Below are 21,599 nucleotides of genomic sequence, written 5' to 3'. Positions count from 1 at the left end.
TATAATTATGAAAAACATGCAAAAACTCAGACAAAAAATAGTATTCATACTAGGATTATTAATTTGCTCTTTAAGCTCATTTGCACAAACCGTTGACTTAGTCGCAAGTGTAGATGCTACTCCTCCTTTAGAGGTTGGAGAAACCTTTACCTATACACTTGAAGCTGTTGCAGGAACGACACCATACAGAGTGGTACAAATTTATTTAAACTACAATGATTCTGCTATACAATTAAATAGCTTTACTCCTGACAATACGTATTTAGATGCAATACAAACGATTACCTCAGAATCTGGATTGATAAAATACTCTGCTGGTAATTTATTTAACGACGTAACCGGAACCTCAACTGTATTTACTGCTGTTTTTGAAGTAGTTGCCACTTCTGAAAACATATTGATTACTCATGACATAGCATCTAATGGAAACCCTAATGGCAGTGGAGTAGCAAACACTAGCGGTATAGATATTTTAGGAACAGCAAACGACATAATATTAGCTACACTTACTACTGAAGAAAATAACTTTACTTCTAGTATTTCGGTATTTCCAAACCCTGTAAGCGATGTGATGTATATAAAAACAAATACCGTTTCAAATATTAAAAACATAAAAATACATACACTAGACGGTAAACTTATACAACAAATTAAAAATAAGAATATGAATGGTAATTCTATTGCTATTCCTATAAAACATTTAGAGGAAGCCTTATATTTTGTAACAATCACCTCTGTAGATGATGCAATTGCTACATTTAAAATATTAATCAATAATTAAGTTTAAGTAATGTGTTAGGATCTGGGCAGTTTATTTTAAATCTGTCCAGATTTTTTTTGCTGCAAACACCAGGATAATCGCCTACGTTATTTTCTAAATCTTTAATAATTTGAAAGTGTAGATGTGGTGCATAATCTCCATTAACAGAAGCATCTCCTAAAGTTGCAATACACTCTCCAGCTTTAAAATATTGCCCAACTTTTAAACCTTGAATGGATGCTACACTTAAATGTCCATACAGAGTGAAGAATTCTTCCTCATTAATAATGTGTTTTAAAATTATGGTTGGCCCATAATCTCCATAATGGGTATTATTTTTAAAACTATGTACAGTGGCATCTAAAGGAGTTAGTATTTTGGTTCCTGCAGCAACCCATAAATCTACACCTAGATGTATATTGCGTTCCTCCTCATTATTTTCTTGGTTAAAATAGGTACTACGCTTATAGATATTACGTTGTTCTAAATAGCCACCAAAGGCTATTTTTTTATGATGTTTTTGAAGATAGCGATCTATATATTCCTGCCAAGCAAGAGAAGAAGAAACATTAAAAGTATTTAGATCTATATTGTTTTCAGATACATTGATAGCAATATATTGCGATATGGGAATAGTTGCATCTATTACATGAATTGGCAGCGTAGAGATATTATTTAAGAGAGCGAAAAAATCTTTAGATTTCATTAGAAATTAGTTTCTTTCAAAAGTAAGCATAAATGTATAAAACTTGAAATCTATACTGTTTGTCTTTAGCATAAATACACTTATTTTTTTATTACCACATTACTATATTTTGCATTAATCACTATGGTTTTGTTACTATCACTATTTACTGTTTTACTAGAAGTACTTTTGTTATTAAATAAAGATTTTGTGCCTTTATAAAACAAGTTATAATCTGCTTGAGGCAGTTTTACATTAGCTTCGCTGTTTTCTAACATGAGACTAATATTTTTAAAATCATTAGAGATATTACCAATAACCAAATCACCAAAACTACCATCAATAACTGCCGTACTAGAAACAGTATTTATAGTAACATTTGAAGAGTTTGCACTTAACACTAAGCTATTTGCTTTTTCTATTTTTGCCTGATCTACATAATTTAGTTTTAATTCGCCTGCATTCCAGTTAACAATTGTTACCGGTGAATAAGAAATATTGATGGAAGACTGGCTTCCATCAATACTTTGCATTACTACTTTAGAGTGTGAAATATCTGCCTTGGCATTGTGTATTGAAGATGTAAGAATAAGTGCACCATGTCTTACATTCATTTTTAGTTTGGCATTTTTAGGCATTTTAATTTTAATAATCTTTTTTACTTTTAAGTTTGATGTTCTATAAGCAGAAAACGCATCTTCTGTAGCATTCTCATGGTTTGATTCTTCACCTAAAGAGCGCTCTAAAGATTCTTCAATACGCCTTCCTAATGCTTCTCCCCAAGCTTCTACATTTTCTTCAAAGTCACTTTCTTCTATAGATTTTTCAAGGTTTTCGGCCCAAGCTTCCATCTTTTTTTCAAAACTTTCACCAAAGGCTTCTCCCCATTCTTCCATTCGTTGTTCCAATTCATCGCCAAACTGTTCTTCAAAATTGTTACCAAATTTTTCTCCCCAAGCTTCCATTTTCTTTTCATAATCTTTCCAATCTTCTTCATCAAAATTTTTAGCCCAATTTTCCATTTTATTAGAATATGATTTTCCGTATTTGTCTTCGTATTCCTGGCTCCATTTTTCTAAATAATCCTCCCCTTCTTCCTGGTACTTTTCATAATCAAAATTAAAGTTAGTCATTCCTTCTGGCAATTCTGGAAGGTTTGGCATTTTTGGCATATCCTTAATATTTAAAGATTCCATAATCCCTTCAACCAAAGGCATTACTGGCAAGTCTGCTAATTTAAATTCTAATTCTTTAAGCGCCTCTAAGGAGTTATCATCAAAAAGAGCAATACCTTCATTAGACCAAGAGTTTAAAGACTCCTCTGTATTTATAGTTACCAATTGCTTAGTACCATCTACTTGTACTTGCCAAGCGTCATAAACTTTTTGCAATGCTTCTTTAGATAACTGATCGCTTTCTATATAAGCTTCTATTTCAATAATATCTTTATTCCATGTTTCTATTTCAACATTGGTATGGCTTGTATTTATAGCTATTGTAGCATTTTTATCTACATGTATAGACTTTGCTGTTTTTTCTAGTTTTTGTTGTGCTGTACTACTTATAGTTACAAAAAACAGAAGTATTGTTATTTTTATAGTGTTCATTTTTATATGTTTTTAAATTACGTCTTGATTGGTATCTAGCGTACTTAATGTTTTTAATTGTTCTTTTAATCTGTGTAATAAGTTTAATCTAAATTTTAAATTATCAATAAGCGCATTAATGGTTTGCTCTGTTGGCCCATCTTGGGTTAACTCTACAGATAATTTGTTGTATTCTTTTTTTAAATCTTCTAATCGCTGTACGTAGCCATCAAACATTTCTTTGTTTTCTGGTGTTAATTTTACTTTTGATAGTTCAAGATTTATATTTGCTAAATAATAATCTTCTACCTTTTTTAAATCTGGCGAGACATCTCCTAAAGTTTTAGTAGCAACTACCGTTTTTGTAGTAGTTGGTACTTGTACCAAAGGAGTATTAAAATACGTATAGACACCAAAACTTAAACCAACAAACACAGCAACACTTGCTGCTATTTGCAACCAATAATAGTTTGGTTTTTGCTTTTCTGGTAAAGCCTTGTTTAGTTTATCTAGAAATCTGGCTTCATGATTTTCTGGCATTTTAGTGTTTTGCTCTTGCAAATCTTGCTTTAATAAATCTCTAATATCTTGTGCCATCTTTTTTGTGTTTTAATAATTCTTGCAATTTTTGTTTTCCTCTAGATAATTGCGTTCTAGATGCAACTTGTGATATGTTTAATATTTCAGAAATTTCCTGATGATCATAACCTTCCATTAAAAAAAGCATTACTACATATCTATATTTATCGGATAAAGTATTAATAGCGTTTTTAACTTCTGTAATGGTAATTGCATCATCTACTAACCATTTGTCGTCGTTTGGAGTATCAATTACTTTTAAGTGCACTTCTTCTAAAGCAATAATTTGTTGCTTTTTAGATTTTATATAATCAATACTCTTATTAACAACAATGCGTTTTAACCAAGCTCCAAAAGTAACTTCTGCCTTGTATTGATGTAGTTTAGCAAACGCTTTAATAAAAGCCTCTTGCACTACATCTTCTGCCGCTGCTGCATCCTTTACAAATCGATGCGCAACAATATACATACCATTGCAATACTGGTTGTACAACTGCATTTGTGCTAGCCGATTGTTCTGTTTGCATTTTTCAATGATTTCTGTTTGAAACACGCTTTTATCTTTTGTTTTAGGTTGGTTTAATTTAAAGACGATTAAAAAATGATTGTGTTGCAAAAAAGATACTATTTTTTTAAAAATATGTTAAGAAAACCGCCTTAGCTTTTTAAAGATGCTTACTTTAAAGTATCTTTACACGGTTAATTTATTTAAAACAAACAAATAAAAATGAATAGGTTTTTAAAGTGGCTTATAGGCATATTAGCTATTGCATTGGTTGCAGTTTCTATATATTCATATAAAAACGATGGTTTATTTAGCAAAAAATTAAGCCCTGAAAAAACAGTGAGTTTTCAGGTAGAAGATATTAAGCTACGTGTTTTTTACAACAGACCATCTAAAAGAAATCGTGAAATTTTTGGAGCACTAGTACCTTATAATCAAGTTTGGCGTACAGGAGCAAATGAAGCGACTACTTTTGAAACTAATAAATCCTTAAAAATAGGCAAAGATTCGCTTCCTGCAGGAAAATATACTATTTGGACCATACCTAATGATACAGCGTGGAATGTAATGTTTAACTCAAAACAATATCCTTGGGGAGTAGACATGGAGATGAAACCTATGCGTGTTCCAGAATTTGATGTTGTAAACATTAGCGTACCTGTTAAAAAAATTGATACTAATGTAGAGCAATTTACTATTGGTTTTGACAATTCTACAGACAACCTGTCTTTAACAATGGCTTGGGATGACACAATGGTTGTGGTGCCATTGAAATAAGTTTACTTCACAGTATACAACTGCGCAGCTACCATTGAAATAATTAGTTATAAATTGATACAAAAGCCAAAAACATTTTATTTTAGCAATTAAAAAAAACAATATTGGCAAAACAAAAAAAATCTGCATTACAAGAACAAGAAGGGGTTTCACAAAGTGAAATCACCAATGCTAGTTCTATAAATAAAATTAAACAAAAACGTAAAGCACAACCAAGTGCTGCAGATTTAGTTTCGCAAATTTTAAAAGGAAACATTACCGCTTTAAGTAGAGCTATTACTTTAGTTGAGAGTAAAAACACCTCACATTTAGAAAAAGCAAACACCATAATTAAAGCTTGTTTACCACATGCTAACAAATCTATTCGCATTGGTATTACTGGAGTTCCTGGAGTTGGAAAAAGCACTTTTATTGAAGCTTTTGGATCTTATTTAACTGCTCAAGGAAAGAAAGTTGCCGTATTAGCAATTGACCCAAGTAGCTCATTAACCAAAGGAAGTATTCTTGGAGACAAAACCAGAATGGAAGACTTGGTAAAAGACAAAAATGCCTTTATAAGACCCTCTCCTTCTGGAGAATCTCTTGGTGGAGTTGCCAGAAAAACACGTGAAACTATTATTCTTTGTGAAGCTGCTGGTTTTGATACTATTATTATTGAAACGGTTGGTGTTGGCCAAAGCGAAACTGCGGTACACAGTATGGTAGATTTCTTTTTACTGCTAAAACTTGCAGGTGCAGGAGATGAGTTACAGGGTATAAAACGAGGTATTATTGAAATGGCAGATGCCATTGCTATTAATAAAGCAGATGGTGAAAATGCTAAAAGTGCAAAACTTGCTAAAGTAGAATTTAACAGAGCGCTGCACCTCTATCCTGAAAAAGATTCTTCCTGGCAACCAAAAGTAACTTTATGCAGTGCTTTACATAACCAAGGAATTGATAGTATCTGGAAAATAATTCAAGACTATATTAAAATTACTACCAAAAACAACTACTTAAACCACAACCGAAACGAACAGAATAAGTTTTGGCTCATTCAAACCATTGAAGAGCAATTAAAAAGTTCCTTTTTTAATGATGCTAAAATTAAGGATGCTTTACAAAAACAATTGCAACTTATTGAAGAAAACAAAACCACTCCTTTTGCGGCTGCAGATTATTTATTAGCATTAAAATAAAACCGTTTACTATAGGTTTAAAATTACTATTCGTTATAAAAGCAGTATTCTTTATAAAAAAACATTTCTTTATTAGTAATAAACTGTAGTTTTTACGACTCATACTTTTCATGTGCTTTTACTTCCCTAGTATAAACGTTACTAGTATTTTAAACACACATACCCTTTAATTAACCAACACCATAAAAGCACTTAGACTATTTTTATGATTTTTTACAAGTTTTTAAACCGAAGCAGACTATTAAAAAAAGGAAGCTTTTTCTTTTTTAGTGTTCTTTTTCTTTTTTGTTGTCTTTCTGTAAAAGCACAAGAAACCAACAAATTAAATTTAATTATTGATGCAGATACTGCAAATGAAGTAGATGATTTATACGCTATTGTAAGCGCTATTTTAGAACCTGCATTTAATCTACTAGCAATAAACTCAGCACAATTTCACACGTCTCCATTAGCTTCTGAAAACACAGTACTAGAAAGCCAGAAAATTAATGAAGAAATCATACAATTGATGCATGTTAAAGGAATTGCACTTCCGTTAGGAAGTAATACACCTTTAAAAGAATATGATAAACCAATGTCTTCTGAAGCTTCTCAATTTATCATAGAAACAGCGCATAAAATGAAACACAATGAAAAATTACATGTGGTTATTTTAGGCGCATGCACTAATGTTGCTTCTGCTATTTTAGAAGACCCTTCGATAATTTCTAAAATAAAAGTACATTATCTAGGCTTTTGGCACACTCCTAACACCAATGTATATAATAAAAAAGAATTTAATTCTGGCAATGACCCTATTGCTGTTGAAGTTTTACTCAATACCAAAACGTTAGATTTTAATGTAATGACAGCTACCACAAGTCAGCATTTAGTATTTACAAAACAAGAAGTAGATAGCCATTTAAAAAACAAAAAAGGGATAGCTAGTTATTTAGTAAACAGATGGGAAACATACGCTCGTTGGTGGACTAAAGAAGATCCTGAAAAAGAAAAATGGATTATGTGGGATGTTGCTATAATTGAAGCCTTAGCGCATCCAGAATTATCTACCATAAATTATTTTTTAACTCCACCTGAAAACACACAACGTAGCATTGGTATACACACTAAAATAGATGTAAATGCAATGACAACGCATTTCTGGAATACTTTAAAAAACCTATAATTACACACTTTTATGTTTATTGACCTACAAACTCCTAAGGAGGATATTAAAAAATTATTACAAGAAATTAATTTTTTTAATACTACCAATGAATACATAATAAATATTACCAAACCTGGTGAAGGTAATATGAATGTGGTTTTGCGTATTGAAACCAATATGCGTTCTTTTATTGCAAAACAATCGCGACCGTTTGTACAAAAGTATAAAGATATTGAAGCACCAATAAAGCGTATTGATGTGGAATATCAATTTTACAAAACCATTTCTAGCAATGCGTTACTAAACAAACATTTTCCTAAGGTTTTAAAATATAATGCCGAAAACCATTTACTAATTCTTGAAGATTTAGGCGCATGTGAAGACATGACTTATTTATATAATACTAGAACATTAGAAACAAAGCAACTGGAATTACTGGTTCAAATTGTTGCTAATATTCATAACGCAAAGGCACCTAAAGACTATCCGGAAAATAAAGAATTACGCTTATTAAATTACCAACATATTTTTGAACTACCATTTATAGAAAACAATGGTTTTTCTTTAAATGAAATACAAGCAGGATTAGAAACGCTTTCTTTACCTTATAAAAAAGATGCAGTACTAAAACAGAAAATTAAGGAGATTGGAAGTCAATATCTATCTGAAGGCACCACCTTAATACATGGTGATTTTTATCCTGGAAGCTGGATGACAAAAAACAATCAAATATATAGTATTGATCCAGAGTTTAGTTTTTTAGGTTTTAAAGAGTTTGATCTTGGTGTTCTTGCAGCGCATTCTATTTTAATATTACAGAATAAAAGTGCACTTGCTTTTATTAAAAAAAGCTACCCAAGTACTATAAACGCCATACTTTTAGAACAAGTTACAGGTATAGAAATTATGCGTCGCTTAATTGGTTTGGCGCAACTACCTATTACACGATCTCTAAAAGAAAAAGAAAACTTACTACAATTAGCATATACATTAATAATGAAAGGCACGACTAAAACAGATACTTAATAAATAAACCTTTAAAAGTTAAGTAAACAAAAAAGCACTGTTTTAAAAACAGTGCTTTTTTTTATAATAAAATATAGAACGATTTACATAGAAATAGCTCTAAAACAAAATTCTATAAAAAATTCTCTTTATACCAATTCACCTGAGATTCTACACCTTCTAACAAGGTAGTTTTCGGATTGTAATTTAGTAACTTTTTAGCCTTATCAATATTTGCTTTTGTACGTAATTGGTCTCCTACTCTAGCTTCTACATGATCTATAGTAATAGATTTTCCTATTACTTTTTCAACAGCCTCAATACCTTCTTGTGTAGTATGTTCTACCTCTGTACCAAGATTAATAATTTCACCATCTACTTTTTCTTCATTAGTAACAACAGCCACAACGCCATCTACAATATCACCTACATAGGTAAAGCTACGCAAGTGTGTTGCACTACCACTATATAAAGGAAAAGCATCTTTATTATATGCACAGGCAATTAACTTGGTGTACATTTTCTCTGGTCTTTCACGAGGTCCAATTACCGAGTATAAGCGCAAAGAACATGCTTTAAAGACTTTTTCTCTACTTTTTTGAAGCACTAACTGCTCTGCTGCTAATTTAGTAACGCCATAATGCGAAGCTGGTTTTGGAGCTACATTTTCAGGAAAAGTAGCCTCTAATCCGTAAATAGAAGAAGTTCCTATATTTACAAACAATTCTAAATCACTTAAAGTAAGCGCATAATCTATCAGGTTTTTAGTAGCAATTATATTGTTACTAAAATAATCTTCAAACGTAGATGTTTTAGATATTCCTGGCTGTGCAGCGTAATGAAAGATATAGTTTATGTCTTTTGGTAAAACTTCAGCTAAATCAGTATCACGCAAATCTTTATTTATAATGGTAATACCTTTTTCTGCAAGGGCTTTTTCATTTAACTTTTTTAGTTCTATACTATAATATGGTGAAAAATTATCTACACCAACAACTTCATGCCCTAAGTCTTTTAAACGTTCTGCTGTATGTGAGCCAATAAAACCTGCTGCTCCTGTTATTAAAATTTTCATGTGTCTATTCTATTTTTTTTTAACGGTCACATGGTGCTCCCATATGTAGTCAGGTCTTTTTTTATCAAAAGATCTTTATGGAAGGTTCATATAAAAGTATTATACTACAAAGAAACATATTTTTTTTTACAAAGAATTTCTATTGCCAAAAAAAGAATACATTTGCATTAATAAGTTTACATGATATGAATTTTGCTTTTACCATAGTTGTACCTGTTTATAATGAAGAAGATAATTTATTACGTGTTGAAAAAGAATTACTCTCCTATACAAAAATAGCCACAAAACCTACAAAAATTCTATTTGTTAATGATGGCTCTAAAGACAAAAGTCAGGAAATTATTGAAACTATTTGCAACAGAAACACAGTGTTTTCCTTTATTTCTTTTAAAGAAAACAGAGGCTTAAGCGCTGCTATTAAAGCTGGATTTGATCATACTACCACAGCACTTGTGGGTTATATTGATAGTGATTTACAAACTGCTCCTGAAGATTTTAATTTGCTGTTAGAGCATATTGACACTTATGATTTAGTTACAGGAGTTCGTGCTAAACGAAAAGATAGTTTTGTAAAAAACATGTCTTCTAAAATAGCAAACGGAATTAGAAGAAGTTTTACGCATGATGGTATGGATGATACTGGTTGCCCTTTAAAAGTTATAAAAACCGAATATGCCAAACGCATACCAATGTTTAAAGGTTTACATAGATTTTTACCAGCCATGATATTGTTGCAAGATGGTAAAATTACACAAATTCCTGTACAACATTTTCCTAGAATTGCTGGTCAAGCAAAATTTGGTGTTTGGAATAGATTACTTGGTCCTTTAGCAGATTGTTTTGCCTATTTATGGATGAAGAAAAAATACATTAATTACACCGTTTCAAAACAAGGATAATGAGTAACTGGCTAGTATATAGCATTGGGTTTGCTGCACAAATATTATTCTCTTCCAGACTAATTATACAATGGATAACTAGTGAAAAACAAAAAAAGGTTATTACACCAACCTTATTTTGGACCCTTAGCTTATTTGCCTCTTTTTTACTTTTTGTATATGGCTATTTACGTGATGATTTTGCTATTATGCTGGGTCAAGGACTTACCTATTTTATTTATATAAGAAATTTACAACTACAAAACCAATGGCAAAAATTTCCGAAAGTTTTTCGTTGGTTTTTACTTTTTGTTCCTGTTTTTATTTCTATCTTTTATTTTAATAATAATACCATAGATGTAGAACGCTTGTTTAAAAATGAAGCTATTCCGTTTTGGTTATTGCTTTTGGGTATTGTTTCGCAAATAGTTTTCACCTTACGATTTGTATTTCAATGGTTATATTCTGAAAAACAAAAAGAATCGTCTTTACCTTTTGGTTTTTGGCTTTTAAGCTTAATTGGTTCTTCGTTAATTTTAATCTACGCTATCATTAGAAAAGATCCTGTTTTATTTATTGGTCATGTTTTAGGTGCTATTATTTACAGCCGAAATTTAATATTATTAAAAAAAGATCATGTTAAAAACACTTGAAAAACACCCAATAATTAGCATTTGTATTTTGGTTGCTTTCATGCTTTTACCCAATTTAGATGCTATTCCTGTTTCTATTATGGAAGCGCGTAATTTTATAACTGCGCGTGAAATGGTTCAAGACAACCATTGGTTACTAACTACCATGAATGGAGAAGCGCGCTATGAAAAACCACCTTTACCTACATGGCTAGCTGCTATTTCTAGTTTTATTTTTGGAATTAAAAGTGTTTTTGGCTTACGTCTTCCTGCAGTACTTATGGTGATGCTTATTGGTAGTTTTATTTATAAACTCTCTCTGTTAATACTTAAAAACAATACCCATAGTTTTATTAATGCACTAATTACAATTAGCTCCTTTTATGTAATAGGAATTATTATTGAAGCTCCTTGGGATATTTTTACACATGGTTTTATGCTAGTTGCAATCTACCATTTATTCTTACTGTTTATTAAAGAAAAAAACTATTGGAAAAACACACTACTTGCAGGTGTATTTATAGGTTTATCTTTTATGTGCAAAGGGCCAGTATCTATGTATGCTTTGTTACTTCCTTTTTTAATTGCTTTTGGTATAACTTTTAAATACAGTAATTTTAAAAGAAAAGCTTTTTCATACTTTAGTATTTTACTACTTACTTTATGTATTGGTGCTTGGTGGTTTATATATGTAAGACTACAAGATCCTGCTACGTTTGAAGCTATTACTAAAAGAGAAACAGGTAATTGGTCTAGCTATAACGTAAGACCTTTCTACTACTATTGGAGCTTTTTTACTCAAAGTGGTTTATGGACAATTCCTGCTTTTATTAGTTTGTTATATCCGTATTTAAAAAATAAAGTAAGCAATAAAAAAGCGTATACTTTTTCTTTTTTATGGACAATTCTTGCGGTTGTTTTACTATCTATAATTCCTGAAAAGAAATCGCGTTACTTAATGCCTATATTAATTCCGTTATCTATAAATATTGGTTTTTATATAGAATACATCATTAGAAAATTTAAAGACTTAAAAGATAAAAAAGAAACCATTCCTGTATATTTCAACTTTGGTTTAATTGCTTGTATAGGAATTATATTTCCTGTAGTAGCATATCTGTTTTTAAAAGAAAACTTATCTGGTTACTGGTTTTGGTATCTGGTAGCCTCTGTTCTTTTAGTAACACTTGGTATTTCTATTTTAATACAATTAAAAAGGAAAAACATAGAACAGGTTTATATATATACTGTACTTTTCTTTGTTTCGGTTTTACTAACAGTTTCGCCATTAAGCAATGCATTAACAAGCACAAATTACAAACCTATTTTTAATTTAAAAGAAGAGGCTTCTGCCAAGAAAATACAAGTATATGGTTTTAATTATGTTGCTCCAGAAATGATATGGCAGTTTGGCAATAAAATTCCTGAAATTAAAAAAGACAATACTTTTCATTTTCCAAAAGAAAATACTTTTGGCATGTTAGCAAATGGCATAAGCCCAGAAGATCAAGCTATATTAAATACTTTATATACTATTGAAAAAGTTGCTACCTATGATTTAAATACAGCTTCAAAAGATTCTAGAAAGTATAACGGAAGATTAATGTGTGATTATTATATGCTTACTAAAAAATAATAGTTTTTTATTTTGTCTCTGTATTTTTTTCCTTCAGAAATATTTCAATAATAGATTTTATTTTACCCTGTTTAATAGGTTTAATAATATAATCTGAAATTTCACTTATTTCATGTGCTTTTTTAATATCTGTCTCATCTACAGAAGAAGATGCCATATAAATGGTTATTTTTTTACTTAATTTAGGTTTAATTTTTATAAATTCTTCCATAAACTGAAACCCATCCATTATAGGCATGTTTATATCTAGTAGAATAATATCAGGAAGCTCTTCTTCATTAGTAAGATTATCCAGCATAAAATGCAGCGCTTCTTCTCCATCTGAAAAGGCAATAATACTTTTGGAGTAATTTAAAGCTTGTATGGTTTTTTTTATAGTAAATTGATAGATATCATCATCATCAACAATACAAAAATTAAAATTTTTATTCATTATTATTCTTTAAAATTAACACTAAAAGTAGAGCCTACATTCACTTCACTTTCAACAGATATTGTACCTCCTAGAGATTCAATTTGCACTTTAGTCATAAACAAACCTACTCCATTAGCATCAGGATGTCTATGAAAAACTTTATTTAAGCCAAATAGTTTATGGCCATGTCTTTTTAAGTCAATACCTAGACCGTTATCTTTAAACTTAAGTTTTATAACTCCATCTTCAATAACAGAATAAATATAAATTTCTGGTGTTCTATCTTCAGACTTATACTTTATAGCATTACTCAACAAATTAAGAAAAATACTCTCTAAATACGATTTATTATAGTTAATATTTGAGACATCCTCAAAATTACTACTAATTTTTGTGTTTGTACTTATTATTTGACCAGAAAGAATCTGTATAGTTTTATCTAAAACTTCTTTAAAATCAAGTTTTTCAATAGGTATTGAAGTTCTATTTTTTGTCTTTAAGGCTTCAATTAAAGTATTTAGTGTCTCTGTAAGATGGTGTATAACAATTTCAAATTTTTGAAAAGCAATTATTTTCTCTTCTTCTGTTTCAGCTATGTTATAAAAGCCTAATAAAGAATTTAAATTACTCACAGGAGCACGCAAATTATGTGAGGTTATCTGCGCAAAATCTGCTAATTGTGTATTTTGTGCTGTAAGTTTATTTGCTAAAACTTCTAACCTCTCATTAGCTTCTAATATTTTATTTTCTGCCTTTTTTTGAACAGTTATATCTCTAATTGCAGCAGACACTAGTAAGCCTTCTTCTGTTTTAAGCGGACTTAAACTTATTTGTATAGGTATTTCTTTTCCAAATTTATTAACACCAAAAAGCTCTCTTCCTTCACCCATTTTTCTAGTTTTGGGAGCGTTAAAAAACAAACCTCGATGTGAGCTATGCTTACTTTTAAACCTATTGGGTATCAATAACTCTACTGGCTTATTAATTAGTTCTTTAGATGCGTAACCAAATAATTTTTCGGCTTGCTTATTTATTAGTTGTATAACACCAAGCTCATTTACAATAACCATAGCATCTGGTGCAGACTCTAGCAAACCTCTAAACTTAATCTCTGCCATTCTTTGTTCTGTAACATCTTGACAGGTTCCTATTAGTTCTATTACTTCTCCTGTATTTTCATCTAAAACAACTTCACCCAGTAATTGTATTGTTTTTATTTTACCATTTTTAAGTTTAATACGATGCAGAAGATCATAAAACTTTTTATCTTCTATAGATTTATCAAAAGACGCACTAACAATATCTTTATCTTCGGGATGCACAAAGCTAAAGTAGGTCTCGAAGTTTAATTTTTCTTTAGGGTTAACTTCAAAAATATTAAATAAATTACTAGACCATTCTACCTTGTTTATTACTGTATCCCATTGCCAATTACCCATCATGGTAATTTTCTCTGCTGCGTTTAAGACTTGGTTTTTTCTTAGCAAGTCGTTTTCTATATTTTTTTGATTGGTTATGTTTTTTAATATTCGCATAAAACCAACATTTTCTCCTTTATCACTTTTTAAAGGGATTAATGTGGAGTGCGCTATAAATCTAGTACCATCTTTTTTAACAACGGTCCATTCACGAGCATCATAATCATCATTTTGAGCTAAAATGGTATATGGATTAAAATGGGAAGTTTTTATTTTATATTTAGAAGCAATATCTTTTTTAAATTTTTCATACTCCTCATCGAGTATAAAAAAATTAGTTTTTTTTTGTCCTATTAATTCCGAAGCAGAATAACCTAATAGCTCTTCGGCACCATCATTAAACTGATAAATAATATCATCATTATTTATTGCTATTATAGCTATAGTTTCAGGATTTAAATTCGCTTTCATAAGACTCAAATAATAAACACATTTGCTTTTATAGCAATAAAAATCTTAAAAGAAGTGTTAGCTATAATGCTAAGTTAATTTAATTTTAATAAACTTTTTAGAACTTATGCATTAAAAAAACAACAATATCAGCAACAAACACCTCTTTCTATTATACTTTACTTAATACTAAGTAATTATAATTCTAGATTTTTATCACAAAAAAACAGTTGCTTAAGTAAAAAAGTGTGTTGCAAAAAAAAGGTAGAAGTTCTACAATACAAGTACCGTTATTACATTAGGCTTTTACATCTATTTTAAATTATAAAGTATAATCAATTCAAGTAAGTTAATTGTTTTTTTCTAAAACAAAACGCTTAATTACATACTGTAATATTTTATAAAACATAAAGCCAGAAAGAGCTCCAAAACTCATACCGCAAATAACATCTAAAGGGTAATGTACACCAACATAAATCCTGCTATATGCTACAGTAACACTCCAAAAAAGTAACATAAAAATAAGATTTTTGTAATAGGGTTTTAGTAATAAACCTGCAAAAACTGCAGCTGCCATAGTGTTAGAAGCATGCCCAGAAAAGAACCCATACTTACCACAACGTACTGCAATAAAACGCATTCTTTCCATTACCCCCTCTTGCCTACAAGGTCTTGCTCGTTGAAAACCATCTTTAAAAAGATTAGTAATTTGGTCTGTAAAAGTCACCATAAGCACAATTAACAAGATAGAAAACCCAAGAGTTTTAAGTCCGAATTTCTTATAAATAAAAAATAACAACAAGGCATATAAAGGAATAAAAGTAAGCTTATTGGTTATTATCAACCAGAAAGCATCCCAAGTTGGTGTTCCTAAATTATTTAAAAACAAGAAAAGTTCCTGATCATTTTGTATAAGTTGGTCTATCATTTTCTATTTTTTGGGTGTTACTTTTTGCTTATTGTATAATTTAGGTACCCAAACAAGTTGGGCACAAAGCATGTAGAATAGCAAAAAGTCAGGCTTTACATTACAATCTTTTTTATAAAAAATAAAAAAGGATTTTCATTGCAATCCTTAACACAATTAATCTTCATAACGAGCTACTTCTCTATCATAGAAAGCAGTCGCTTCTTTAATTAAATTTTCGGTTTCTAGTTCTAATTCCTTTTGGTCATGTTGGTCAAAATCTTCAAACCATTCTACTTCATCATCTTCCAGATTAATAATAAATCTAGGAAAATCTGTATGTATTACAAAAATAGCATTAGGATGATCTGTATTATCACCAAGAATAAATTTAGGTAGCGTCATGTGTTGAATGAATTAGTTTTTTAGTCAAATAATTAAAGCGAATATACAATAAAATAGCAGCTGTTGTTAGTCCTGCAAGTAGTCCTAACCAAATACCAAAACTAGCATAAGCAGATTCTTTACCTAAAAACCAGCTTACTGGAAAACCTACTAACCAATAAGAAACAAAAGTAATTATTGTTGGTATTTTTACATCTTGTAAGCCACGTAAAGCACCAAGAACAACTACTTGAATACTATCACTTATTTGAAAAACTGCTGCAGCAAGCATTAATTTTGAAGCTATAGCAACTACTTCTGTATTGTCTATAAGATTTTTAGTATCATCAAAATCTACATATAATTTTGGCAACTGATCGTGAAATGCAAAAAATAGCAATGCAAAACAAGTTGCAAAAAGAGTACCTAATAAAAACAACGAAAAAGCAATTCTGCGTAGCTCTACATAATTTTGTAATCCTTTTTGGTTACCAACACGTACCATAGATGCCACACTTATACCCATTGCAACCATAAAAGTCATAGAGCTTAAGTTTAAAGCTATTTGGTTTGCTGCTTGCGGATTTTTACCTAACAAACCACTTAGCCATATTGCGGCAGTAAAAATGGCTACTTCAAAAAACATTTGCATAGCACTTGGCGCACCTAAACCTATTAGTTTTTTTAACATGCTACGCTCTAACACAAAAATCTTAATATTGGTTACATAGTTTTTAGATTTTTCTTTTCCTTTTAATAACCACCAAATATAAAGTACCATAACTACACGAGAAGCTAAAGTACCATAAGCAGCACCAATAATACCTAGTTCTGGAAAACCAAACTTTCCAAAAATTAACAAGTAGTTTAACACCACGTTTATAACATTAGCTAAAATGGTGGCGTACATTGGGTATTTAGTCATAGATAAACCATCACTAAACTGCTTAAAAGCCTGAAAAATAATTAACGGAATTAAAGAAAAAGCCACTAAATCTAAATACGGAATAGCATAGGCAACCACTTCTTCTGGCTGTTGCATTAAGTACATAAGGGGTTTAGCAAAATACACCATAAAGAAAAGTGAAATTCCTAAAACGGTACATAAAAACAAACCGTGTTTAAATGCCGATTTCCCTTGTTTAAAATCGTTAGCAGCATCAGCCTCTGCTACTAAAGGTGTAATTGCAGTAGAAAAACCAATACCTAAAGACATGGCTATAAAAATAAAACTGTTACCAAGAGAAACAGCAGCTAATTCTGCGGTTCCTAATTGGCCAACCATAATATTATCTATAAACTGTACAAAGGTATGACCAAGCATACCTAGTATTACAGGTGCTGCTAGTCTCCAGTTATATTTAAATTCTTTTGTGTAATCAGATAAAATCATTTTGCAAAAGTAGTTCTTCGAATTGAAGTGTGCGAATTTTATTTTAAGTAAAGCATCTTAGTTTTCATACTTTTTAATAGAAACACCAAACCTTACATTTAGGTAAGCAGCTACTTTTTTTCCGTGATATTCTGCAACCAACCATTTCCCTTTTCTTGCATCTATTTCTTTGGTAATATACGCTATCATCACTTCATTTGAAATCGGCTTATTATATTTTATTTCACCCACAGTCCCATCCTTTTTTATTAAAATAGATATATCTACTAGGCTAAGATTAAGAGGTTTTTCTTTTTTATGATATGCTTTATAAAAAGCATGAAAATCAGTAGAAAGTTTTAACTCAAAATTAAAAACACCCCCAATAATAGAAGCCGATTTTTCTAGGGGTATACTTTTTAAAACGCCACCAACAAATACTTCTTGCACTTGATTATTCTCTTTAGACCATATTAAATCTTTAGTAGTATAATTATATAGTTGATTCTGTTTTCCTGTATTATCATAGAAAAACCATTCACCTACTTTTTTATTGTTTTCATAGCTTCCTTTACTTTTAACAATACTACATCCTGCATGATAATAGACCCAAACTCCCTTTTTTTTTCCATAAGCATATTCTCCTGTAGATATTACCGTTTTAGGATAATAACCTACTTTTGTATACGTACCATGTTTTAAATCTTTATTAGCTTTTAATACATAATACGTCTCTGTTTCTAATAAGGAATTCACTTCTGTTATTTTTTTCACTTTCTGTGCTTGAACAGAAACGAAAAACAATAAAATTAAAATGCTTACTATTTTTTTCACTAGACTACATTTTATGAATAATCTGCTTAGCATCATTAAACTCTTGTATCATATCTTCTACAATTTGCGCTGTTGGTTTAATGTCATGAATTAACCCTGCTATTTGCCCAATTTCTAATTCGCCATCTTCTAAATCGCCTTCAAACATACCTCGTTTTGCTCTTGCTCTACCTAGTAATTCTTTTAATTGCTCTGTAGTTGGAGACGTTTTATATAACTCTTGCAATTGGTTATAAAACTTGTTTTTTATCAATCTTACAGGCGCTAATTCTTTTAAGGTAAGTTGTGTATCGCCTTCCTTTGCATCTACTACTACTTTTTTAAATGCTTGATGTGCTGAGCTTTCTTCACTGGCCACAAACCTACTACCTACTTGTACAGCATCTGCTCCTAAAACCATAGCAGCTAACATAGCTTGCCCAGTTGCAATACCACCTGCAGCAATTAATGGTATTTGTAAATTTTCTTTTACCATTGGTATTAAGGTAAGCGTTGTGGTTTCGTCTCTACCATTGTGTCCTCCTGCCTCAAAACCTTCTGCAACAATGGCATCTACCCCAGCCTCTTGGGCTTTTAAGGCAAACTTTACACTGCTAACTACATGCACTACAGTAATTCCTTTTTCTTGTAACCATTTGGTCCATGTTTTTGGGTTTCCCGCAGAAGTGAATACAATTTTCACACCTTCTTCTACAATAATATTCATGATTTCTTCAATGTTAGGGTATAACATTGGTACGTTTACACCAAAGGGTTTATTGGTTGCTTGTTTACATTTCTGTATGTGTTCCCGTAAAACATCTGGATACATACTTCCTGCGCCAATAAGCCCTAAAACTCCTGCATTACTTGCAGCAGATGCTAGTTTCCAACCAGAATTCCATATCATTCCTGCTTGAATTATTGGGTGTTTAATATTGAATAATTGTGTGATTCTATTTTGCATTTTTCTGTATTTGTGTAACATGCTTCAACTACACTCAGCATGACAATAAATTTAAAGATGGTAATTTAAGAATTTGATTACACACTACCAATAGAAACCTTAGAGATGAGATAAAAGATGTTATTATAAACTTTTAAAAATAAAAAAAGCCTTTTTCTGTTGCAAAAAAGGCTTTACTTATACTACTAATTTTCATCTATGAAATTACTCCAGAACCTAAAAGTTCATCGTCTTGATACCAGGCTACAAATTGTCCTTCTTGTATTGCAGATTGTGGTTTTTCAAATTCCACATACATTCCAGAATCAACTTGATGTAATGTTGCTTTTTGTAGTTCTTGACGATATCTTATTCTTGCCAAGACTTCCATACTTTGGTCTACTTGAAGGGCTAAGTCTTCACGAATCCAATGCACTTCTTCATTAGCTACAAAAAGTGCTTTTTTATATAAACCAGGATGGTTTTTACCTTGTCCTGTATAAATTACATTTTCTGTAACATCAGTATCTATAACAAATAATGGTTCTACAGTACCTCCTACTGCTAGTCCTTTACGCTGTCCTTTTGTAAAATAATGTGCTCCCTGGTGTTTTCCTACTACTTTACCATCTGTTAAAGTATAATTTGATTTTTCTGCCAGGTATGCTAATTCTTCTTTTTTATTAGAAAAAACAGGTGTTGTTTTATGATACGCTTGATTATTTTCTGGTACTTCTACAATAACACCTTCTTTAGGCTTTAATTGTTGTTGTAAAAAATCTGGAAGACGTACTTTACCAATAAAGCATAAACCTTGAGAGTCTTTTTTATCTGCAGTAATTAAATCTTGTTCTGCAGCTATTTTTCTAACTTCTGGTTTTTGTAATTCGCCTACAGGAAATAATGCTTTTGCCAATTGCTCTTGTGATAATTGGCATAAAAAATAAGATTGGTCTTTATTATCATCTGCACCTGCAAGTAATTGGTAGGTTTCTTTTCCGTTATTTTCAATAGTTCCTTTTCTGCAATAGTGCCCTGTTGCAACATAATCTGCACCCAGCTCTAATGCTATTTTCATGAATACATCAAACTTTATTTCTCTATTACAAAGCACATCTGGATTTGGTGTTCTTCCTTTCTCATATTCATTAAACATATAGTCTACAATACGTTCTTTATATTGCTCACTTAAATCTACGGTTTGAAAAGGAATACCTAGTTTATCTGCTACCAACATTGCATCATTACTATCATCTAACCAAGGGCATTCATTAGAGATTGTTACCGTATCATCATGCCAATTTTTCATGAATAGGCCTATAACTTCATAACCTTGCTCTTTTAATAAATATGCTGCAACGCTTGAGTCTACTCCTCCTGAAAGTCCTACTATTACTCTTTTCATCTATTTATATGTTTTTATTTTGGGGACAGAAGTGATTATTTTTAAAAAAACGCATTAAAATATATGCTTTTAGGTGTTTTTTATGTGCTGCAAAATTACAAATAAAAAAAAATGGATTAGTCTTAAAAATATAATGCTTTGTTAAAAAAACATGCACTTTATCGAATAAAGTATTTATTACTTAATCAATCTTCAAATTTATTTTACTTTAGCAGGACATATTTAGGTACCCCTTTCATTTAGATTGATTAATAGCTTATTCATAAAAAAAATGATTACCTAAAGCAAACTCCTTACTTTGGTAAGGAGTTTTATATTTTAAAGCGGTTTGTAATTAATTTTTGTATGGATTTTTACTCTTTCTGGTAAAGTCTGTTTCTTTTACAAGCTTTCCGTTTTCATAGTATTTCCAGACACCATGTTTTTTATCGTTTTTATATTGTCCTTGTAAAATTACAACTCCATTTTGATCGTAAAATGTTGCTGGACCATGTAACTCGCCTTGATTATATACATACTCTTTTACCACAACACTCTTTTGAGTATACCAAACAGAAGGACCATGAAGCTTTCCGTTTACATAAGTTTCGGTTTGTGCCAAAACACCATCATCATAATACACTAAGCGTTCGCCATGCAGTTCACCTTGGTCATTGTAAGTATCTTTACTTAATATGTTTTTGGTTTTGTTCTGGTAATAAACCCAAGTGCCAATGTATAATTTACCATTCATTTGCCCTTCGCTAATTAACTTTCCTGTAGATGCGTAAAAAGAAACTTGAGCAATATTATTTTCTTTATTGAATTGCTTATTGGCTGCTAAAACAGCTTTACCATTTACATTTTTATAAAATTTAAAAACACCTATTTCTTTACCGTGAAAAAATTCTCCTTGGTAACGTAAAACATCTGTATTTTCATAATTCTTTTTCCAAACACCATGACGTTTACCTTCTGCATCAAATTGATTAACCTCTTGTGCAGAAGTAAAAAATGGTAATATTAAAATAAAAAGGAATAGTATATTTTTCATAATTTAATAACGT

The 21,599-nt window shown here is 30.7% G+C and carries 22 protein-coding genes; 8 read left to right on the top strand and 14 right to left on the bottom strand.

The annotated features are described in order from the left end of the window. The first annotated feature begins 7 nt into the window (after positions 1-7). On the top strand, positions 8-781 hold the full coding sequence (locus KO494_RS08300; RefSeq protein ID WP_215967139.1) for a T9SS type A sorting domain-containing protein: 774 nt from the start codon (positions 8-10) through the stop codon (positions 779-781). Here the strand turns inward: KO494_RS08300 and KO494_RS08295 are convergent. The 4 genes from KO494_RS08295 to KO494_RS08280 all read right to left on the bottom strand — a co-directional run bounded on the left by KO494_RS08295 (position 771) and on the right by KO494_RS08280 (position 4,163). Continuing rightward, on the bottom strand, positions 771-1,466 hold the full coding sequence (locus tag KO494_RS08295; RefSeq protein ID WP_215967138.1) for a peptidoglycan DD-metalloendopeptidase family protein: 696 nt from the start codon (positions 1,464-1,466) through the stop codon (positions 771-773). The genes KO494_RS08300 and KO494_RS08295 overlap by 11 nt on opposite strands. An 80-nt stretch (positions 1,467-1,546) precedes the next feature. Next, positions 1,547-3,052: a hypothetical protein gene (locus KO494_RS08290; RefSeq protein WP_215967137.1), complete on the bottom strand. Its 1,506-nt coding sequence runs from the start codon at positions 3,050-3,052 to the stop codon at positions 1,547-1,549. 12 nt (positions 3,053-3,064) lie between these two features. Next, on the bottom strand, positions 3,065-3,628 hold the full coding sequence (locus tag KO494_RS08285; RefSeq protein WP_215967136.1) for a hypothetical protein: 564 nt from the start codon (positions 3,626-3,628) through the stop codon (positions 3,065-3,067). Further along, positions 3,612-4,163, bottom strand: a complete 552-nt coding sequence (locus KO494_RS08280; RefSeq protein WP_215967135.1) for an RNA polymerase sigma factor — start codon at positions 4,161-4,163, stop codon at positions 3,612-3,614. Before KO494_RS08280 ends, KO494_RS08285 begins: the two co-directional genes overlap by 17 nt. 174 nt (positions 4,164-4,337) lie before the next feature. Between KO494_RS08280 and KO494_RS08275 the strand changes: the two genes are divergently transcribed. The 4 genes from KO494_RS08275 (at position 4,338) to KO494_RS08260 (ending at position 8,243) form a co-directional block, all read left to right on the top strand. Further along, positions 4,338-4,892, top strand: coding sequence for a DUF2911 domain-containing protein (locus KO494_RS08275; RefSeq protein WP_215967134.1), 555 nt, complete (start codon positions 4,338-4,340; stop codon positions 4,890-4,892). Positions 4,893-4,996: 104 nt separating this feature from the next. Further along, positions 4,997-6,070 carry a methylmalonyl Co-A mutase-associated GTPase MeaB gene (gene meaB, locus KO494_RS08270; protein WP_215967133.1) on the top strand — a complete coding sequence of 358 codons (1,074 nt, stop codon included), beginning with the start codon at positions 4,997-4,999 and terminating at the stop codon, positions 6,068-6,070. Positions 6,071-6,275: 205 nt separating this feature from the next. After that, positions 6,276-7,235, top strand: a complete 960-nt coding sequence (locus tag KO494_RS08265; protein WP_215967132.1) for a nucleoside hydrolase — start codon at positions 6,276-6,278, stop codon at positions 7,233-7,235. A gap of 12 nt (positions 7,236-7,247) precedes the next feature. Further along, the gene (locus KO494_RS08260) at positions 7,248-8,243 is read left to right on the top strand and encodes a phosphotransferase (RefSeq protein WP_215967131.1); all 996 of its coding nucleotides are present in this window, start codon (positions 7,248-7,250) and stop codon (positions 8,241-8,243) included. Between the two features lie 112 nt (positions 8,244-8,355). Here KO494_RS08260 and KO494_RS08255 read toward each other — a convergent pair whose 3' ends face one another. Next, the gene (locus KO494_RS08255; RefSeq protein ID WP_215967130.1) at positions 8,356-9,297 is read right to left on the bottom strand and encodes an NAD(P)-dependent oxidoreductase; all 942 of its coding nucleotides are present in this window, start codon (positions 9,295-9,297) and stop codon (positions 8,356-8,358) included. 185 nt (positions 9,298-9,482) lie between these two features. Between KO494_RS08255 and KO494_RS08250 the strand changes: the two genes are divergently transcribed. The 3 genes from KO494_RS08250 to KO494_RS08240 are packed head-to-tail and all read left to right on the top strand — an operon-like array spanning position 9,483 to position 12,443. Further along, a complete protein-coding gene (locus KO494_RS08250) occupies positions 9,483-10,196 on the top strand; it encodes a glycosyltransferase family 2 protein (RefSeq protein ID WP_215967129.1) in 714 nt (237 codons plus the stop codon). After that, the gene (locus tag KO494_RS08245; protein WP_215967128.1) at positions 10,196-10,828 is read left to right on the top strand and encodes a lipid-A-disaccharide synthase N-terminal domain-containing protein; all 633 of its coding nucleotides are present in this window, start codon (positions 10,196-10,198) and stop codon (positions 10,826-10,828) included. The genes KO494_RS08250 and KO494_RS08245 overlap by 1 nt, the downstream gene beginning before the upstream one ends. Continuing rightward, positions 10,812-12,443: a glycosyltransferase family 39 protein gene (locus KO494_RS08240; RefSeq protein WP_215967127.1), complete on the top strand. Its 1,632-nt coding sequence runs from the start codon at positions 10,812-10,814 to the stop codon at positions 12,441-12,443. The genes KO494_RS08245 and KO494_RS08240 overlap by 17 nt, the downstream gene beginning before the upstream one ends. Positions 12,444-12,450: 7 nt before the next feature. Here KO494_RS08240 and KO494_RS08235 read toward each other — a convergent pair whose 3' ends face one another. The 9 genes from KO494_RS08235 to KO494_RS08195 all read right to left on the bottom strand — a co-directional run bounded on the left by KO494_RS08235 (position 12,451) and on the right by KO494_RS08195 (position 21,586). Continuing rightward, positions 12,451-12,876 (bottom strand): response regulator, encoded by a 426-nt coding sequence (locus KO494_RS08235; protein WP_215967126.1) that lies wholly within the window; start codon positions 12,874-12,876, stop codon positions 12,451-12,453. Between the two features lie 2 nt (positions 12,877-12,878). Beyond that, positions 12,879-14,747, bottom strand: coding sequence for a PAS domain-containing sensor histidine kinase (locus KO494_RS08230; protein WP_215967125.1), 1,869 nt, complete (start codon positions 14,745-14,747; stop codon positions 12,879-12,881). Between the two features lie 328 nt (positions 14,748-15,075). Beyond that, positions 15,076-15,654, bottom strand: a complete 579-nt coding sequence (locus tag KO494_RS08225) for a phosphatase PAP2 family protein (RefSeq protein ID WP_215967124.1) — start codon at positions 15,652-15,654, stop codon at positions 15,076-15,078. Between the two features lie 156 nt (positions 15,655-15,810). Next, a complete protein-coding gene (locus KO494_RS08220) occupies positions 15,811-16,038 on the bottom strand; it encodes a hypothetical protein (protein ID WP_215967123.1) in 228 nt (75 codons plus the stop codon). Further along, positions 16,025-17,410: an MATE family efflux transporter gene (locus KO494_RS08215; protein WP_215967122.1), complete on the bottom strand. Its 1,386-nt coding sequence runs from the start codon at positions 17,408-17,410 to the stop codon at positions 16,025-16,027. The genes KO494_RS08220 and KO494_RS08215 overlap by 14 nt, the downstream gene beginning before the upstream one ends. Positions 17,411-17,467: 57 nt before the next feature. Beyond that, the gene (locus KO494_RS08210) at positions 17,468-18,223 is read right to left on the bottom strand and encodes a hypothetical protein (protein ID WP_215967121.1); all 756 of its coding nucleotides are present in this window, start codon (positions 18,221-18,223) and stop codon (positions 17,468-17,470) included. 4 nt (positions 18,224-18,227) lie between these two features. Next, the gene (locus KO494_RS08205) at positions 18,228-19,169 is read right to left on the bottom strand and encodes a nitronate monooxygenase family protein (RefSeq protein ID WP_215967120.1); all 942 of its coding nucleotides are present in this window, start codon (positions 19,167-19,169) and stop codon (positions 18,228-18,230) included. Between the two features lie 196 nt (positions 19,170-19,365). Beyond that, entirely contained in the window at positions 19,366-20,553 is a 1,188-nt protein-coding gene (gene mnmA / locus KO494_RS08200) for a tRNA 2-thiouridine(34) synthase MnmA (RefSeq protein WP_215967119.1), read from the bottom strand. Between the two features lie 334 nt (positions 20,554-20,887). Beyond that, a complete protein-coding gene (locus KO494_RS08195; RefSeq protein WP_215967118.1) occupies positions 20,888-21,586 on the bottom strand; it encodes a toxin-antitoxin system YwqK family antitoxin in 699 nt (232 codons plus the stop codon). Positions 21,587-21,599: the final 13 nt, after the last annotated feature.

Source organism: Lacinutrix sp. C3R15 (assembly GCF_018860825.1).
In the GTDB taxonomy this organism is placed as follows: Bacteria; Bacteroidota; Bacteroidia; order Flavobacteriales; family Flavobacteriaceae; genus Oceanihabitans.
Note: the sequence above shows the minus strand (reverse complement) of the source record. Positions and strands in the feature narration are given on the sequence as shown.

What these genes read in the sequence shown, in the direction of transcription:
- KO494_RS08300 (WP_215967139.1), top strand. Translation starts at nt 8, where the DNA reads ATGAAAAACATGCAAAAACTCAGACAAAAAATAGTATTCATACTAGGA.
- KO494_RS08295 (WP_215967138.1), bottom strand. Translation starts at nt 1,466, where the DNA reads ATGAAATCTAAAGATTTTTTCGCTCTCTTAAATAATATCTCTACGCTG.
- KO494_RS08290 (WP_215967137.1), bottom strand. Translation starts at nt 3,052, where the DNA reads ATGAACACTATAAAAATAACAATACTTCTGTTTTTTGTAACTATAAGT.
- KO494_RS08285 (WP_215967136.1), bottom strand. Translation starts at nt 3,628, where the DNA reads ATGGCACAAGATATTAGAGATTTATTAAAGCAAGATTTGCAAGAGCAA.
- KO494_RS08275 (WP_215967134.1), top strand. Translation starts at nt 4,338, where the DNA reads ATGAATAGGTTTTTAAAGTGGCTTATAGGCATATTAGCTATTGCATTG.
- KO494_RS08265 (WP_215967132.1), top strand. Translation starts at nt 6,276, where the DNA reads ATGATTTTTTACAAGTTTTTAAACCGAAGCAGACTATTAAAAAAAGGA.
- KO494_RS08260 (WP_215967131.1), top strand. Translation starts at nt 7,248, where the DNA reads ATGTTTATTGACCTACAAACTCCTAAGGAGGATATTAAAAAATTATTA.
- KO494_RS08255 (WP_215967130.1), bottom strand. Translation starts at nt 9,297, where the DNA reads ATGAAAATTTTAATAACAGGAGCAGCAGGTTTTATTGGCTCACATACA.
- KO494_RS08250 (WP_215967129.1), top strand. Translation starts at nt 9,483, where the DNA reads ATGAATTTTGCTTTTACCATAGTTGTACCTGTTTATAATGAAGAAGAT.
- KO494_RS08245 (WP_215967128.1), top strand. Translation starts at nt 10,196, where the DNA reads ATGAGTAACTGGCTAGTATATAGCATTGGGTTTGCTGCACAAATATTA.
- KO494_RS08240 (WP_215967127.1), top strand. Translation starts at nt 10,812, where the DNA reads ATGTTAAAAACACTTGAAAAACACCCAATAATTAGCATTTGTATTTTG.
- KO494_RS08235 (WP_215967126.1), bottom strand. Translation starts at nt 12,876, where the DNA reads ATGAATAAAAATTTTAATTTTTGTATTGTTGATGATGATGATATCTAT.
- KO494_RS08230 (WP_215967125.1), bottom strand. Translation starts at nt 14,747, where the DNA reads ATGAAAGCGAATTTAAATCCTGAAACTATAGCTATAATAGCAATAAAT.
- KO494_RS08225 (WP_215967124.1), bottom strand. Translation starts at nt 15,654, where the DNA reads ATGATAGACCAACTTATACAAAATGATCAGGAACTTTTCTTGTTTTTA.
- KO494_RS08220 (WP_215967123.1), bottom strand. Translation starts at nt 16,038, where the DNA reads ATGACGCTACCTAAATTTATTCTTGGTGATAATACAGATCATCCTAAT.
- KO494_RS08215 (WP_215967122.1), bottom strand. Translation starts at nt 17,410, where the DNA reads ATGATTTTATCTGATTACACAAAAGAATTTAAATATAACTGGAGACTA.
- KO494_RS08205 (WP_215967120.1), bottom strand. Translation starts at nt 19,169, where the DNA reads ATGCAAAATAGAATCACACAATTATTCAATATTAAACACCCAATAATT.
- mnmA (WP_215967119.1), bottom strand. Translation starts at nt 20,553, where the DNA reads ATGAAAAGAGTAATAGTAGGACTTTCAGGAGGAGTAGACTCAAGCGTT.
- KO494_RS08195 (WP_215967118.1), bottom strand. Translation starts at nt 21,586, where the DNA reads ATGAAAAATATACTATTCCTTTTTATTTTAATATTACCATTTTTTACT.